Consider the following 15,031-nt stretch of genomic DNA (forward strand, 5'->3'; position numbering starts at 1 on the left):
TTGGTTGTGCCCAACATGAATTGGAATAGGTATACTTTGCATAGTAACCAAAGTCCTAACTTTTGGCGCCAGCTGGGACTTGAATATCCTGATTTTTGCCATACGTTTACCACATCATTCGTTATTTATGAGAACCCGTTATGACGCAACTCACCGCTTTACATTCACTACCTGAACAATTTGCCGTACAGCTAAGTGACAATATGATTATTTCACTGGAAGGTGAGCAAGCTGACAGCTACCTGCATGGTCAGTTAACGGTTAATATCACGGCACTAAGCGACGGCATTGCTCGTCACTATGCCCACTGTGACAATAAAGGTAAAACCTGGTCACTAGGTGTAGTAGCACGCCATGGCCAGCAACTGTTGATGATCACAAATACATCATCAGGCGCCCATTCGTTGGCTCAGTTAAACAAATATGGGGTGTTCTCTAAGGTCGACATAATTGATGCGACACCGTCGTATGAGTCATTTTTTGTCTCTTCAAACGTTGCTGAAGCATTGCTCAAAACACACTTCCCCCACGCAGACTTTGCAGCACTTACTTCAATACCGAGTTCTCAAAAGAATTTAACAAGCTATTCTGCTGAAAGCGGTATTCTTTATAATAGTGGCCTTCAAGAAAACGGTGTTATAGCGATTGTAAAAAACGACGTTGCTAGTGCACTTCGCGAGCAACTTGAGTCACTTGATATCACCTGTTTTCCCCATAGCGTGTTTAGTGCACTTCAGATAAAAAACGTGCATGCCACAATAGATGAAGCGTCTATTGCTGAATACATACCTCAGATGATGAACGTGCATGCCCTAGAGGGCATCGATTTTGATAAAGGCTGTTACATGGGTCAAGAGGTTGTAGCACGCACCCGTTTCCTGGGTAAAAATAAACGCGCAGCGTTTAGTCTTACCTTAGATAGCACCGTTGATATTGCTCCTGGTGCATCGTTAGAAAAGCAACTTGGAGAGAATTGGCGTATAGCGGGGAAAGTTATTAATAGTGTGACTCTCGGACAAGAGACATGGCTGCTTGCAGTACTCAATAACGACACAACTCCTTCGGATTTACACAGATTGGCTGATAATACTGCTGTGACCTGCTACCCTAATGCATTGCCGTACAATATTGAGCAACAAGCGAGCAATATTGTGAAGAAACGCCGTTAACAGTACACCAACTCAAAAGTACTGTATTACATTTTTTACTGCCCTATTTTAGTTTAGGGCCTAACTAGGATTTGTTATGACAATTACCTCTGACAGCGTTGTAACGCTGCACTACACCGTTTCTACCGAAGATGGTACAACACTTGACTCATCAGAAGGGAAGTCTCCGCTGGTAGTGCTGCTAGGACGCCGCTTTCTTATTGAGGGATTAGAAGATGCATTAATTGGCAAGTCGAAAGATGATAGCTTCAATATTGCTGTTACACCTGAAAAAGCATACGGAGAGCGCGCTGATGAACTGGTTCAAACCGTTCCTCGCTCAATGTTCGAAGGTATGGACGTAGAAGTTGGCATGTCGTTCAGAGCAACGACACCACAGGGTGAGCAATCTGTGATCATTATCGAGACCACCGATGACGAAGTGGTTGTTGATGGAAACCACCCGCTAGCAGGTATTCCGCTTACCTTTGATGTGAAAGTCATTGATGTACGAGAAGCCACTGCTGAAGAGCTTGAGCATGGCCACGCACATGGCGCTGGCGGCTGTGGCCACGACCACTAATAACGCACAATAAGAAAAGGGGAGCACACTACTGTCTGCTCCCCTTTGTTTTTTCTTACGATAAAATTAAATAGCGTCTTCGTTTTGTTCACCAGTGCGAATTCGCACGGCCATCTCTACGTTGTAGACAAAAATCTTTCCGTCGCCGATTTTGCCGGTTTTTGCGGATGATTGAATGGCCTCAACGGCCTGCTCTACTCGCTCATCATCCAGCACTAATTCAATTTTAATCTTCGGTAGGAAGTCGACCTGGTACTCAGCGCCGCGATATAGCTCAGTATGGCCTTTTTGACGACCAAAGCCTTTCACCTCTGACACAGTCATCCCTGCTATACCGACTTCAGCTAGCGCTTCCCTAACGTCGTCCATTTTGAACGGTTTAATGATAGCTTCAATTTTCTTCATGACTACAACTCATCGTAAATTGTTGGAATTGGCACACGTTTATGTTGTGTACGCTCATAAATATAGAGCAATTTCTCTTCTACTTCTGCAGAAACCGCTTTTCCTTCAAGGAAGTCGTCTATTTGGTCATAGGTCATACCTAACGCCTGCTCGTCAGCCTTCTGCGGCGCTAAACTCTCTAGATCGGCCGTAGGCGCTTTTGTAATCACATTATGTGGTGCACCTAAATGTGCCGCTATTGCACGTACTTGGCGCTTACTTAACCCGAACAGAGGAGCTAAATCACACGCGCCATCACCATATTTAGTGTAAAAGCCTGTAATATTTTCAGCAGAGTGGTCAGTACCTAGCACGAGTCCATCAACCATGCCCGCTATCTCATACTGAATTACCATGCGGGTACGCGCCTTAACATTGCCTTTGACAAAGTCTTTTTTGGCGTCACTTTCTGGCAGTAAGTTAGTTTGTGCAAGTGCCTCGGTTGTAGAGACGTGAATAGCATCTGCACCTGGCTGTACATTAACCGTAACAGCGTGTGTAGGTTTTATGAAATCAATAGACTGTTGCGCGTCGTCTTCATCAGCCTGAGTATCGTATGGCAGACGCACTGCAATAAACTGATAATTTTCATGATTTTCTTTATTTAGCTCATCCACGGCTAACTGGGCTAGTCGCCCTAACGTACACGAATCAATACCGCCGCTAATGCCCAACACAAGGGCGTTCAGGCCAGACGTTAATAACTGCTTTTTGATAAATGAGACTCGACGAGCAATTTCAAATTCCACGTCAATTTCAGGCAGCACTTTCATTTCTTCAATAACTGCTTGTTTTTGCATCATAATTTCCACGTAATGTTGAGGCGTCCTGTCTAATGAGTTTACGATAATATACACCGAGATGTTAGTGCTATTATGCTGTTGTTTTTGATAAGCACGTTAAGTGTATGGTCGTATATGCGCTAAGGCATAATTACATACCCTACCGACTGAGAATTAGTTTAACCTATAATGTATTAGTGTGTTTGATCCATCGCACAATTTATTATTTGTAATCTAAGTTAAAGAGTTAATTACACCGTATGAAAAATGTCGTAGCTCGTAACTCATCATTTCATTCGCTGAAATCGCAACACGGTCTCACGTTATTGGAAATGCTAGTCGCTGTGGCTATCTTGGCAATTATCCTTACATCGGTGGCACCCAACATTCAAAGCATCCTTATCAAAAACAAAATCACTGCTGACTTAAATAGTTTAAGTGCGGTAGCACAACGCGCAAGGTTTACTGCTGTCGACGAACAAACAAATGTCGTTATGTGCCCTACCGAAAACTATACGGCGTGTGTCAGCGATTGGAAAAATGCAAAAATGGTATTTATCGATGCCAATGGCAATGGCACTCGTGATAATACCGAAGAACTAATAGTAAGCAGTGACCCGCTAAATTCTGCAAACGCGATATACGGTATCAGTGGAGCCATAGTATTTGACGAACAAGGGGGTATTGATACCGCAGCCACGATAACAATGTGTCCAAAAACGAACGATAATGCTTATGCTTCGGCCTTGTTACTATCCCTTTATGGACGTATTTCTGTTGCGGTAGATAGTGATGGTAATGGCGTTAAAGAAGACTTAAGCGGCACTGAGCTAAGTTGTAGCTAACTCCTTTTCTAGCGCATTCTTACATACATGACCTAGGCGTTACGCCCTGCGGCGTCAATACAAGGGTTTTACACTTATCACCGTTGGTGTAAAACCCCATGCTAAACGTAATTTCATAGGTATTTTTACTCACTTTGTTTTCTGACACTGTAACCTCGTCAATTGGTACAGAAGGCAGTGATGATAATGGCAAGTATAATCCCGTGAGGAGCCAATGGCGTGCTTGCAAGGCCTGAATTTCAAAAATGTATGCCTTTGCTTTTATCTCATTTACCTTTTGCGATGACCCATAAACCTGACTGTGTAGTGCGACGGCAATAATGCCTACTACTGCGATAGCGCAAAGTAATTCGACTAGCGTAACCCCTTCATTTTTGGCTACAAATGCCTTTCTCTGCCAATTCCCTTCCATAGTACAGCTTCCTTTACGAGTATTCACCGATACAGTAACGCTATCAATTTACCTACTTAAGATTAACCGAACTAACGTATGGTTTTACGCGACACAACATCTCTTCTTTTCAGAAAGTTAAGATATAAGGGTTATAGCTTGCTAGAAGTCATGCTCGTCGTTACCTTGGTGAGCTTTATCAGTGCGCTTTCACTCCCTTCTTTTGTCAAGTGGAAACAAGAAATTGAATTTAGGCGCGCACTGGGGGCTATTACAGAGCTTGCTACCACGGCACGCACTGCTGCTATCTCACGAAAAGCATCTGTGCACCTGCATTTACAAATGAATAAAAGCAGCTGTGTTGCGGTGAGTGTGGACAAAAACTGCGACTGCCAAACACTTCATAAATGCGCTGTTGATGACAAAGTGTGGTCGATACAATCCAATGCACTTAACGCCACTATTGTGAACAAAAAGGAAAACAAAAAGTATGTGACCTTTTCGCCACTGGGGACGGTTTTTTTTGGTGGCAACACAACACTGCAAATTGCTCACGCGTCACTAACGGGCAAAGTGACAATAAGTGTATTGGGCAGAGTGAGGGCTTGTTCAAATACTCCCCTTTCAGGCGTTGCATTGTGTTGAGGTTTCAAGGGTTTACATTGGTTGAGTTGCTCATTGCAGCGACCCTAGGCGCGCTAGTCATTTCTTACGCCACAAGCAATGTTGCAATGCTGCATCACGCTTTTCTTCAGATGCAGCTTGAACTTGCCTTAAAGGACGAAATCCGAACCTTGCATCATTATTTAAAACGCAATTTGCGCCAGGCCGACTTCAACATGCCGCCAGTACTCACACCAATTAACCTCAGCCCTATAGCAGGCAGTTCAATTAGCATCAGCAATTTCCCCAATGAGAAAAAGCATAGTTGTGTCACCTTCTCATTCGATAAAAATCACAATGGTAAAGTAACTCAAGCTGAGGGAGAACTTATGGGTTTTCGTTTACGTGACTATGCATTAGAGCAGCGAGTATCGGGAGCATCATGTAAAGCCAAAGGGTGGCAGGATATTACCGATAGTCAGTCGTTGCGTATCACGCATTTTTCAATTGCACCCATACAGCATAATGCACTAGGCGGTGTATATGAGGTTCAAATAGATGCAAAGAGCACAAAAAATATCGCTATCGCGTCAGCCCTGAAATTTACTATTCACATTCCTAATGCGCGTTAACTAAGGTAACTCATGAGCATCTATGGCATTTCAATTAACAATGCTATCGCTAAAAGTAGACGACAGCGAGGCATGGTAATTATTGGTATTGTGATAATCCTTTTGACAATAACGGCTTTTCTTACAGGGGCAACATCCCGTGCAGTGCAACATTTTTTGGATGTCGATAGGTCGATTACAGCTAGTAATGATGTAGAGTATTCACTGACTCAATCACTACGCGATATTGCGGCACAGTTGCGTACCACTTCACCCCAAAATATCCCAAAAATAAGTGGTGATGTAACCCACTCAATTAACGCACTCTCGCTTCTTGCTAAAAATCAACAGCACCTTGAGCAGTACCATATAACTGTGAGCTCAGTGAGCCACAATATTACGCTGGGTGAACAATATCTGCGCTACCCAGCTCTTTTAAATATTCCAACGATTGTTCAAGCAACGACCTTTTCCCCTACAATTACTGAGTCCTTATTCAATCGTAAAATTCAAAAACTAACAGGGCTGTATTTTCCCAACCCGGACCTTCGCAATGCCTGTGATGATCTTGCAGAAGCAAGTGTGCATTGGGTTGTTGGTGATTGTGTTATAGATGATAACGATGTAGATCATGCCAATAGCGCGTCGCCTATGCTTATCATCGTTAAAGACGGTAACATAACATTGGCAAAAAATACGACTTTCGAGGGCCTTTTGGTGCACCTATCAACTACACCAACGAAATACACGTTGTCACTGAAAAGTGGGGCGAGTATTGATGGTGCATTCTTATCAAATACGCAATTAATCGAACATATTGCGGGAAGTATGCATTACTCCAGCAAGATATTAACGACTTTACAGCGCAAACCCTCGTTGCAAAAAATAATTCCAATAACGGGGAGTTGGTATGTGCAATGAAAAACAGCACAATCGAAACAGCGGAGTGGCTTTAGTAGAGGTACTTGTTGCCCTCTTCTTTTTCGTCAGTACTTCGGTGTTACTTCTTGACACTTATATTCAAACAAAGCTGTTACTGATAACAATTGTTGAGTCAAAAGCGCAACAACAAATCCAAACGAACCAAAAAGCACTCGCCTCCATTACCCCGCTCTACGAACAGCGTTGGGATGACATAGTGCTTTTTGGGAAATTGCAGGTTAAGCCTGTGTCTAAACTCTGATTGAGCGTTTTACTCTCCAGTTAGCAAGACCAACAGTACTCGGACGACTCCAGACTACCGTTGTTATTTTGATCCCATCCTTTTCGACCGTCGCTATAATAAAATAATGCTCCGTCTGACGCCTGACCTGACCCACTTACAGGTGTCGCTTTAAGTTGGTATGACGTCGCATTTGAGGCAACGATAGTTAAGTCATAGCGCTTGTTAGCAGCTGGCTCTGACGATGGTGAGTAAGTAGCAAAAATCGTTGGTGCACCTGTGTTACCGCCGCCGCTCGCTGCACCCTCGTAACTAAAAGAGCCGCTGTGATGACGCTCCATAGCCGCGGCTAAAGCCAATAAGTCTGCCTGTCCAGTACCGCGATATCCATCGGCAATAACACCTTGATATGAAGGATAAGCAATTGCTGCCACAATACCGATTATCGTTACTACAATCATTAGCTCAATAAGGGAGAAACCCGCTTGCCGAACACCTTTAATCATTTTTATTCTCTCTCTGTCTCTGAGTGCCAGCTTCCGCGCTGAATTCGTTCGAATCGTCCATAGATATTTTCCGCTAAGCATTCAAATGCTGAAATGCAGGCTTCGTTGTTACCATCTTCATCAACCTCGATAACGGCAGATACACACTCGGTGCCCAAACACACCACAGGGCTAACAATATCTTCGATAAGAATTTTAGTTTCTGGTGCTATCCCTGTTTGCTTGAGTTCAGCAACACGATCGCCGTCGTCAAGCACACCATTATTATTTAGGTCAGTAACCGCATTGCCATTAAACATGCTTACCAAATAAGCACGACTATTACCGGTCGGTGGTGCACAAGCGCTTGTGCTACTCACAGCTGGTACGTAGGTTGTAAAGAATACTTTGTAATCAAGAATGAGCGGTGATGATAGTACTTTTTCGCCATTAGTGGTTAAGTTTAGATACCAACCCGCTTTGTTAGCAAACGTTGCAGCCGCTAATTCGCGCGCCGTTTCATCACTACTTGTTAGTGCATGGCTTGTTGCATTGTACATATCACTTTCATACACGGTGGTCATAAACGAATAGTCACCATTAATGTCTCGCTTAAACACACCAGTGTCTTTTAACATGTAGAAGTTATCTTCAACAACGGTGTCTAAAGGTGACGCTCGCCAGCCACTACCAAGAGCAACACCGTAGTACAACTCATCACCCAACGCGATCTCTGTAACATCGGGACCATAATAAAAACGACGATTCGTTTCTGCCGTGTCGCCGCCAAAATCAGCCAAACGTGCACCTTTTATGAAGTTACTTCCTGATTTGCCGTTGTAAATATCGAGTCTGAAAAGCTGTCCACCTGTATCAGCGACATACATGTGATCGGCAAATCCATCGTTGTCTCTGTCTATTACGGAAATACGCCCAGGGATACTGTATGTCATATTCGTGAGATTAAGGTTGGCGTCAGCGTTACTCGCATGCCACAGTAAACTGCCATTATCCGCATCAAACATAAACACCGCATTGCCGATACCGTCACTCGACCTAACAATGCGATCATCTTGAGCGTCGTCGTAGCCGCCACCAACAATCATCACGTTTTTAACTTGGTCTCCCATACGCACTTTACTAATTGTAGGTCTAGACCACGTTTGTCCAAGTTTGGCAAGTTCTCCTGTACCACCTTCAATTTTGAATTTTAAGGTTGGTGCCGTCTTATTCGTTACATCAAATACATAGTAGTTCTGACCACCACGGCGCATTCCTACGTACAGGTATTTCTTTTCATCAACGGTGCGCAAGATGAGGTCGCCATCAATACCGTACTTGTGCTCAAATGACGAAGCATCCTTGTAGAAGTGGTGTAAATTCTGAAGCAAGGTCTTTGGCATAATAGCGAAATTTTCCTCACCCGTTTGCGTATCAAACGAGTGCAACATACCTTGGTTTGTCGCAACAAAAATCGCTGAATCATTTAGGCCATAGTTCACAATAATGGGCTGGGAGTGAATGGGGTCTCCCATTTGAGGACGGTAATCACTTGTGCTGCCGTCGCCATTGTCATCCTTTACATCAACTCCACGTGCCCATTTTAATATGGCTGCACGAAGCGCTTCTGCATCAGGTTCACTCTCAAGCGCCAAATCGCCTATCGTTATGCTGCTATTGTCTTCGTGAAGTGCATTAGCACTTCGTACGATGCTACCAGCGTCCTCGAATACGTAGAGGTTGCGGTTAGCACCTAGCTTACTGGCTGCGCCTCCGTCACTCACTTCACTACCATCGGCTAACGTAGACCAATAGCTGTGAGAATTCTCAGCAAAGAACCCCGTCACACTATCTACCGCGTTTAAACTGTTCTTATCCAAAATTTCGTCGCCGCTTAACCGATAGCGTTTTAAGTTGCCGGGCCAAATCGCACCTTCACTAGGTTTAAACAATGCAAAATAAAGCTCATCGCGGTGAGTGAGTCGGTTTAATTGGTTAACAGCAACACCTGGCGATACAAAAGTCGCGTTAATATCTTTTACGGAGCGTAAAATCGTATTGAACGCTTCAAGTAGATCAGTACTGTTGTCTGCCTGATAGAATCCACCACCACTTTGTAACGCTAATTGATTTAAGAAATTGTTAGCCGTACTGTTGGCGGCAAAGCCAATAGTGTGCGTGATAACTCGGGGTCCGATGACGGAGGTTTCTGATTTACTGATATTTTTAACGAGATCCAAACCACATTTTTCACCACCGCTTCCTGTACACGACTTACCGAGCAGCGTTTGAATTTTACTTACACTGTGGTTGTTGTTCGCTTCACCATCTGAAAGTAACACAATATGGTTATTGGTCTGACATTGAAGGTCAGAAACAGGCGAGATGTAAGTCGCACCGCTTGGAATAGCTTCGTTAATACAGTTACTGCTTGATAAATTATCGACGGTACAACCCGATGGCAGTATCGAGTCAGCGCCCAGATACGAACTTCTGTGACTGACTCGGGTACTACGTCGTACCGAACTGCTGACATCACCCTGGCCACGTCGCAAACCGTAATCAACTGCCAATCCGCCGTAATAGTTTGTCGCCTCTAAAAGTGTATCCACTATTGGGGTGAAGCCATTGGCACTTAACTCGTCAATTTTACTGATTAAGTGTTCTCTTACCGTAGCAGAAGCGCCAGGCGTTGCTGAACCGTTAAACTTCACAATGAGTCTGGGTGCTTTTGAAGGTGACCCGCCATAGGTATAAGCTCCGCGATACGACACAAAATCATCTAAAATAAACGCCATATCGTTACCTGCGACCCAGCCGCTACGATCGACTATCTCTTTAACGATACTACTAATATTTGGAGAGCGATATTCACCATTGCTGTAGAAATCTGGCATAGACCAAGTAACACCTGACGTTTTTGGCAGGTTTGCTAATCGATAACGTCTATTGGGGTGAAAGTCGCTTGCATCGTCATCAGCAACACCGCGAATACGCATACTCGGATTTCCGTAAGTACGTGTGCTGTATGCCGTAAATTCAAGATAAGCCTCGGTTACTACCGCACCTTGAGGAATATTAACATTGCGAAAACGAATACCAATATTGTCGTTATAGTAAGAATTGAATGTCAGTTCGTTACCGGTATTCGGGTAGCCATTAGTGTCTTCTTCAGAGTTATCTTTTGAGTTACCAACCTGATAAATTCCCTCACCTTGAATACAACCAGTAGCGGTTGAATCGTCATAGGAAATAACAAGCTGTGGCGCACCACTTTGCCCAACATCACTTGCTCTTGCTTCTCGACTACTCGCCGAATCTGTACTACTTCCTTCAATAAGGATATTCAGTGATTTACCGCCACACCAAGCACTCAAATCAACGATTTCTTGAATAACACTACTGATGTCTGGCGTGGTGATTACTTCGCCCGATGAGGGGAAGCTATTATCTGTTGACCACTCGACACTTGCCCCCGTTTTCGTGCGTGAGGATAAGTCGTTATTAGTAGTTGAAAATGCAGTACTTGCCGCAGACGCTTCGCCTGCAATTGTAAATGACGTGCCTGCAACGTTGAATTTTTCTGAAGTAAATCGAATGCTCGCACTAACAATCGTTGCACCTTGTGGAATATTAAGGTCTGTAAAACGCAAGCCTGAGGTCACTGTTTTGGTGCCGCTACTTAGCACAAGGTCATTACTTTGCGTGGTTACCGTTCCGTCGATTTCATGTGCGTCATGGTCATCTTCACTTGTCGAAATGATGATTTCAGGTCTCACCGCTTCATCAATGTTACGCACGGGATAAAGAATGGGGCCACCGTAGTCAGAGAAGCGCATAAGACCTGCATTGATATTGGTTGCCGACTGAAGGGCCTCTTTAAGTGCGTTCTGCACTCTCAACATTCGTGTCTGAGTCGTTCCGTCATACCCGCCCATACTGCCTGATGAGTCCATTATGAACAGTACATTTGGGTTATAGGTCACCGCACTGTTGGCATTACCTAAATAAATATCGAGGTCGTCACCAACCGCGGAAAAGCCAATACAGCTAAAAAGTGTAATGGAGGCAAGATAACTGGAGATTTTCTTCATAACGCCACCTACTGAGATGCTGGTCCGAATACAGATGCTGCGAGTGTATTAGCTACCACTGACGACTTACCAGACACCTTTCCACAACCACGAATAACAAACATATGGCAGTTGATATTACTGCCGCCTATAACATTACTTGACCCACGACACGCCTGCTCTCTCACAAACGCGGTACGCGACCAGCTTTTTGAGGAGGCAGCAGTTTGATAGGTACCGTCTGTAACATGCCTATCCCCAATGGCCAAACCACCCTCGGTCATATATCGGTCAGTCCACTGGCCTTCATCAAAACAGCTCATAGTATCTGCTACAGGGTCAAATATATTTCCTTGGCGCGCTTCAGATAGTGGGTCAGTTTTGGTTGCATCACTTAACAACACTTCATCTTCTGATTCAAAAAATACGCCTGCGATCGCCGACTCTGCAGCGTCGAAAGCCAAGCCGCTTTGTTGCATCGATACGGCCATTTTCGACTGAGATAAACTACTAGTGACCGCGCTTACTCCTAATACCGTAATAGACAAGAGTACAAGTAGTGCAAACACCATGACTAAACCTTGTTGCCTCATTGCGAACTCCTTACAAAATTCTTCATATTGCGAAGCGCCAATGTCTTAGAAAAAACTTGGTAATAATGAGAAGTACTCATTGTCCTTGCGGCTTCATTAAGCAAGGCGTATTTCTGCGCTTGCGTTTGCTGTACTTCGTTTTGATAGCTTTTCAGCATTAACGCCCAGCGAAGAGATACAACTTGTTGATTTGTATTGCGCAGCCCACCAATTTCATCGGCAGTAACGTATCTTATGGCTTGACCTCTCGAAGACGTAATGGTGTCTGAAACGCCAAACTGAATTTGAAAGCTTTCAACGTTGTCAAGCAGCGTCACTGTACTGGGTGAAACAGCTTGTACCTTTAAACCTCGCAATACACGCCCGTCGTATCCGGTGCATTTCAGCGCATTGCCACTGACAAAATAGTGATTCACAACATGAAACTCAGCATCGACTGCGTAGCCATGGTTATTGCCCGTACAATCTTCTGTTCCAAGCATACTCACCACGAGTTTGTCGCTTCCCCCTGATGCGGTTTGCACACTACCCAGGCTAGCTATAGAGCCAAAGTCGCCAGGTATGGCAATGGGATTATTTTGTACATAAGCGGCTTCAGCAATGGTATCAACTGAATTGTCGATATTTGCCGTTACCAAATCGTAGCGCCCAACTTCGTAGAACTCAGCCGATAGGCGGCCCATAATAAATCGTCCCGACTCTTGGACCTGCGCCACCGCTTGATTGAGCTTGTTAGTTACGCTACTACTCACTAACACTTGGATAACGGCAGCAGAAATCAACAAGCCCAGCGTTAGCGTTACCATTAACTCAACCAGTGAAAAACCATTTTGGTGCGCTGGAGCGTGGGGAATACGTCTCATAGCGTGATATCCTTAAACACGCAGGCGTTACTATCACCTTCTGCTGCATTGCATCGCGCATTGAGCGTATACTTTTGATTACCCGATGACGTCACCGGCCACGTTAGCAAAATCTCTACGCGAGAGCCGGCACTACAACTATACACATCAGCATTGTTGTTATCGTCGCAACTCACTCGCACTTTTGTTTGAGGATTAGTTTGTACAGCCGAGCAAGACAATGCCCAACCATCATAAGCCGCCATTTGCACTTCGTTGCAGTCTTGACCTTCGCAATTGGGAATACCCGCCGGTCTTACTAAGCAGTAACAACGATAAGGGTGAGACGACCCAGAACAACTTAGACCAGCAAAGTTATACGTATTGGCAGAAAAGTAATTATTAGGCACTACCATGCCATCTCCCACCGAGGCAGGGCGTGCAGCGGCTCGAAGGCGTTCAGCAACCTGAGAGGCCACCATTTCAGCTTGGGTGCGGCTAATGGCATCTTTGTTTGCAAACGACCCAGTAAACTGTAAAGCAGCAACACCAAGTAGCCCGACAGCGAGTATAAATAGGGTAATTAGGATTTCAATTAACCCTGCACCATGCTGTTTGAAGAAGCGGTCTTGCATAATAGGCTTCGTTGTCACCTTGTTTGTTATCATCATTACTGCCATCTACGTGAGATTACATTTGGCACTACTGCCACTGTAGTATAGTAAGACAAAACAGTAAGTGACTGCGTATTCTTGGTTATTAAAACGTATAATTTTTTGATACGCGCACGCAAAGTTTGAATTAACTTACTGACTACTTGCTAACAGCAACCGTCTATTGGATGAGAACAACTAAACGATGCCATACTTCATCGCTCTTGCGATGTTATAAAATCAAGTTATTGCCATAAATACAATACGGTGGCTGTGCATATAGGTATCGGCAATTATTCCTAATACCCAATTACATTTTTGTCTTAAAGTGGAAACAAAAACACCGCGACGATGCGCGGTGTTTTAAAAAGTACGTTTTAAGGAATGTAGGTTAAATGACTTGTTTAACTCTCAGTTCCTTAGGAACCGCAAACTCGACATTTTCCTCACGACCAGCGCGTTCAGATGCAGACACAGCGCCCCACTCTTTTAATCGGTTTACTACGCCTTGAACTAATACTTCGGGAGCCGACGCGCCAGCAGTAACTCCGATGTGCTCGACACCGTCTAGCCACGCTTTTTGGATACAGTTTGCATCGGCGATAAGATACGCTTTTGCGCCAATTTTTTCAGCAAGTTCTCTTAGGCGATTAGAGTTAGAACTGTTTTGTGCCCCTACAACCAACAAGACTTGGCAGTCTTGGGCAAGGTCGCGTACCGCATCTTGGCGATTTTGCGTTGCATAGCAAATATCGTCTTTGCGTGGGCCATTAATTTGAGGAAACTTGGCACGTAAGGCGTCAATCACATCCGCGGTGTCATCTACCGACAGAGTAGTTTGACTGCAATAGTATAAATTAGTCGGGTCTTTAACTTCTAATGTTGCAACGTCAGCTTCGGATTCCACAAGATAAATCCCGCCTTCATCATTGCTGTATTGCCCCATCGTACCTTCTACTTCGGGATGCCCAGCATGGCCTATAAGGATACACTCCGTGCCTGTTTTGCTCGCCCTTGTTACTTCCATATGCACCTTAGTCACCAATGGACAGGTCGCATCGAAAACTTTAAGTCCACGCTCATCAGCTTCTTTTCGCACCGCTTGTGATACACCATGAGCAGAAAAGATGACAATGCTATCATCAGGTACTTCATGTAACTCATCTACAAACAAGGCACCGCGCTCGCGCAAACCGTCAACCACAAACTTGTTATGAACAACTTCGTGTCGAACGTAAATAGGCGGTTCAAACATTTCTAAAGCGCGCTCTACGATGGTGATCGCTCTGTCTACGCCTGCGCAAAAACCACGGGGATTTGCCAAATGAATCTGCATGATTAATTTACCTCTTGTGCCGAAGCACCTGGCTTAACATCGACAATTTCCACATCAAAGATGACAGTTTGCCCCGCAAGAGGGTGATTGAAGTCTACTGTCACAGAGTCGCCTGCCACACTTCGAATAATACCCGGTATTTCAGAGCCATCAGGCTGAGAAAAAGCCAAGATCATCCCCTCTTCGATACTCAAATCGGCACTGAAGCGACTTCTATCCATATAATGAATATTGTTTGGGTTTGGCTCACCAAACGCGTCGTTTGCCGCTAAGGTAAACGCCTTTTTGTCACCTTTCTTAAGGCCTAACAAACACGCCTCAAAGTTAGGAGTAAGGCTACCATCACCCATTACCATTTTAGCGGGTTTGTTGTTAACTCGCGTACTGTCTGCCGCAGAGCCATCTTCTAACTTTAAGTCAAAATGAAGAATCACTTCGCTGTCAGCACTAATTACTAAAGAATCTGTCATGACTTTTCCG

17 protein-coding genes are annotated in these 15,031 nt (G+C 44.5%); 7 read left to right on the forward strand and 10 right to left on the reverse strand.

Going from position 1 to position 15,031, the window contains the following annotated elements; genetic code table 11:
* The first annotated feature begins 140 nt into the window (after window positions 1-140).
* Both ygfZ and LHL20_RS12430 read left to right on the forward strand, forming a co-directional pair.
* On the forward strand, window positions 141-1,169 hold the full coding sequence (ygfZ, locus tag LHL20_RS12425; protein ID WP_226433529.1) for a CAF17-like 4Fe-4S cluster assembly/insertion protein YgfZ: 1,029 nt from the start codon (window positions 141-143) through the stop codon (window positions 1,167-1,169).
* A 76-nt stretch (window positions 1,170-1,245) separates the two neighbouring features.
* Window positions 1,246-1,731 carry an FKBP-type peptidyl-prolyl cis-trans isomerase gene (locus tag LHL20_RS12430; RefSeq protein WP_159626987.1) on the forward strand — a complete coding sequence of 162 codons (486 nt, stop codon included), beginning with the start codon at window positions 1,246-1,248 and terminating at the stop codon, window positions 1,729-1,731.
* A gap of 66 nt (window positions 1,732-1,797) precedes the next feature.
* Here LHL20_RS12430 and LHL20_RS12435 read toward each other — a convergent pair whose 3' ends face one another.
* Window positions 1,798-2,136, reverse strand: coding sequence for a P-II family nitrogen regulator (locus tag LHL20_RS12435; RefSeq protein ID WP_159626988.1), 339 nt, complete (start codon window positions 2,134-2,136; stop codon window positions 1,798-1,800).
* 2 nt (window positions 2,137-2,138) lie between these two features.
* A complete protein-coding gene (nadE, locus tag LHL20_RS12440) occupies window positions 2,139-2,975 on the reverse strand; it encodes an ammonia-dependent NAD(+) synthetase (RefSeq protein ID WP_159627023.1) in 837 nt (278 codons plus the stop codon).
* Window positions 2,976-3,217: 242 nt separating this feature from the next.
* Between nadE and LHL20_RS12445 the strand changes: the two genes are divergently transcribed.
* Complete coding sequence (locus tag LHL20_RS12445; protein ID WP_159626989.1) at window positions 3,218-3,802, forward strand: GspH/FimT family pseudopilin; 585 nt, start codon at window positions 3,218-3,220, stop codon at window positions 3,800-3,802.
* 19 nt (window positions 3,803-3,821) lie between these two features.
* Here the strand turns inward: LHL20_RS12445 and LHL20_RS12450 are convergent, their stop codons facing one another.
* Entirely contained in the window at window positions 3,822-4,214 is a 393-nt protein-coding gene (locus tag LHL20_RS12450) for a type IV pilin protein (protein WP_226433530.1), read from the reverse strand.
* Between the two features lie 138 nt (window positions 4,215-4,352).
* Between LHL20_RS12450 and LHL20_RS12455 the strand changes: the two genes are divergently transcribed.
* Genes LHL20_RS12455 through LHL20_RS12470 form a run of 4 tightly spaced genes read left to right on the forward strand, consistent with a single transcriptional unit; the run spans window position 4,353 to window position 6,590 of the window.
* The gene (locus tag LHL20_RS12455) at window positions 4,353-4,838 is read left to right on the forward strand and encodes a GspH/FimT family pseudopilin (RefSeq protein WP_226433531.1); all 486 of its coding nucleotides are present in this window, start codon (window positions 4,353-4,355) and stop codon (window positions 4,836-4,838) included.
* Complete coding sequence (locus LHL20_RS12460) at window positions 4,832-5,428, forward strand: prepilin-type N-terminal cleavage/methylation domain-containing protein (protein WP_226433532.1); 597 nt, start codon at window positions 4,832-4,834, stop codon at window positions 5,426-5,428. The genes LHL20_RS12455 and LHL20_RS12460 overlap by 7 nt, the downstream gene beginning before the upstream one ends.
* Before the next feature lie 12 nt (window positions 5,429-5,440).
* A complete protein-coding gene (locus LHL20_RS12465) occupies window positions 5,441-6,328 on the forward strand; it encodes a hypothetical protein (RefSeq protein ID WP_226433533.1) in 888 nt (295 codons plus the stop codon).
* Complete coding sequence (locus tag LHL20_RS12470; protein WP_226433534.1) at window positions 6,318-6,590, forward strand: hypothetical protein; 273 nt, start codon at window positions 6,318-6,320, stop codon at window positions 6,588-6,590. Before LHL20_RS12465 ends, LHL20_RS12470 begins: the two co-directional genes overlap by 11 nt.
* A 20-nt stretch (window positions 6,591-6,610) precedes the next feature.
* On the opposite strand, the gene LHL20_RS12475 is transcribed toward LHL20_RS12470, so the two are convergent.
* The 7 genes from LHL20_RS12475 to fkpB form a co-directional block, all read right to left on the reverse strand.
* Window positions 6,611-7,075: a type IV pilin protein gene (locus tag LHL20_RS12475; protein ID WP_226433535.1), complete on the reverse strand. Its 465-nt coding sequence runs from the start codon at window positions 7,073-7,075 to the stop codon at window positions 6,611-6,613.
* Window positions 7,076-7,077: 2 nt separating this feature from the next.
* Window positions 7,078-11,148 carry a PilC/PilY family type IV pilus protein gene (locus tag LHL20_RS12480; RefSeq protein WP_226433536.1) on the reverse strand — a complete coding sequence of 1,357 codons (4,071 nt, stop codon included), beginning with the start codon at window positions 11,146-11,148 and terminating at the stop codon, window positions 7,078-7,080.
* An 8-nt stretch (window positions 11,149-11,156) separates the two neighbouring features.
* Window positions 11,157-11,720 (reverse strand): pilus assembly PilX family protein, encoded by a 564-nt coding sequence (locus tag LHL20_RS12485; protein ID WP_226433537.1) that lies wholly within the window; start codon window positions 11,718-11,720, stop codon window positions 11,157-11,159.
* Window positions 11,717-12,583, reverse strand: a complete 867-nt coding sequence (locus tag LHL20_RS12490; RefSeq protein ID WP_202262001.1) for a PilW family protein — start codon at window positions 12,581-12,583, stop codon at window positions 11,717-11,719. Before LHL20_RS12490 ends, LHL20_RS12485 begins: the two co-directional genes overlap by 4 nt.
* Window positions 12,580-13,230 carry a type IV pilus modification PilV family protein gene (locus LHL20_RS12495; RefSeq protein ID WP_413228898.1) on the reverse strand — a complete coding sequence of 217 codons (651 nt, stop codon included), beginning with the start codon at window positions 13,228-13,230 and terminating at the stop codon, window positions 12,580-12,582. The genes LHL20_RS12490 and LHL20_RS12495 overlap by 4 nt, the downstream gene beginning before the upstream one ends.
* Before the next feature lie 376 nt (window positions 13,231-13,606).
* Complete coding sequence (gene ispH, locus LHL20_RS12500) at window positions 13,607-14,551, reverse strand: 4-hydroxy-3-methylbut-2-enyl diphosphate reductase (RefSeq protein ID WP_226433538.1); 945 nt, start codon at window positions 14,549-14,551, stop codon at window positions 13,607-13,609.
* Window positions 14,552-14,553: 2 nt separating this feature from the next.
* The gene (gene fkpB / locus LHL20_RS12505) at window positions 14,554-15,021 is read right to left on the reverse strand and encodes an FKBP-type peptidyl-prolyl cis-trans isomerase (RefSeq protein ID WP_159627000.1); all 468 of its coding nucleotides are present in this window, start codon (window positions 15,019-15,021) and stop codon (window positions 14,554-14,556) included.
* Between the last annotated feature and the right edge of the window lie 10 nt (window positions 15,022-15,031).

The sequence above is a fragment of the Alteromonas sp. McT4-15 genome, from assembly GCF_020515205.1.
Lineage (GTDB): Bacteria > Pseudomonadota > Gammaproteobacteria > Enterobacterales > Alteromonadaceae > Alteromonas.

What these genes read in the sequence shown, in the direction of transcription:
- LHL20_RS12495 (WP_413228898.1), bottom strand. Translation starts at nt 13,230, where the DNA reads ATGATAACAAACAAGGTGACAACGAAGCCTATTATGCAAGACCGCTTC.
- ygfZ (WP_226433529.1), top strand. Translation starts at nt 141, where the DNA reads ATGACGCAACTCACCGCTTTACATTCACTACCTGAACAATTTGCCGTA.
- LHL20_RS12470 (WP_226433534.1), top strand. Translation starts at nt 6,318, where the DNA reads ATGTGCAATGAAAAACAGCACAATCGAAACAGCGGAGTGGCTTTAGTA.
- LHL20_RS12435 (WP_159626988.1), bottom strand. Translation starts at nt 2,136, where the DNA reads ATGAAGAAAATTGAAGCTATCATTAAACCGTTCAAAATGGACGACGTT.
- LHL20_RS12445 (WP_159626989.1), top strand. Translation starts at nt 3,218, where the DNA reads ATGAAAAATGTCGTAGCTCGTAACTCATCATTTCATTCGCTGAAATCG.
- LHL20_RS12480 (WP_226433536.1), bottom strand. Translation starts at nt 11,148, where the DNA reads ATGAAGAAAATCTCCAGTTATCTTGCCTCCATTACACTTTTTAGCTGT.
- nadE (WP_159627023.1), bottom strand. Translation starts at nt 2,975, where the DNA reads ATGCAAAAACAAGCAGTTATTGAAGAAATGAAAGTGCTGCCTGAAATT.
- LHL20_RS12475 (WP_226433535.1), bottom strand. Translation starts at nt 7,075, where the DNA reads ATGATTAAAGGTGTTCGGCAAGCGGGTTTCTCCCTTATTGAGCTAATG.
- fkpB (WP_159627000.1), bottom strand. Translation starts at nt 15,021, where the DNA reads ATGACAGATTCTTTAGTAATTAGTGCTGACAGCGAAGTGATTCTTCAT.
- LHL20_RS12430 (WP_159626987.1), top strand. Translation starts at nt 1,246, where the DNA reads ATGACAATTACCTCTGACAGCGTTGTAACGCTGCACTACACCGTTTCT.
- LHL20_RS12485 (WP_226433537.1), bottom strand. Translation starts at nt 11,720, where the DNA reads ATGAGGCAACAAGGTTTAGTCATGGTGTTTGCACTACTTGTACTCTTG.
- LHL20_RS12450 (WP_226433530.1), bottom strand. Translation starts at nt 4,214, where the DNA reads ATGGAAGGGAATTGGCAGAGAAAGGCATTTGTAGCCAAAAATGAAGGG.
- LHL20_RS12490 (WP_202262001.1), bottom strand. Translation starts at nt 12,583, where the DNA reads ATGAGACGTATTCCCCACGCTCCAGCGCACCAAAATGGTTTTTCACTG.
- ispH (WP_226433538.1), bottom strand. Translation starts at nt 14,551, where the DNA reads ATGCAGATTCATTTGGCAAATCCCCGTGGTTTTTGCGCAGGCGTAGAC.
- LHL20_RS12465 (WP_226433533.1), top strand. Translation starts at nt 5,441, where the DNA reads ATGAGCATCTATGGCATTTCAATTAACAATGCTATCGCTAAAAGTAGA.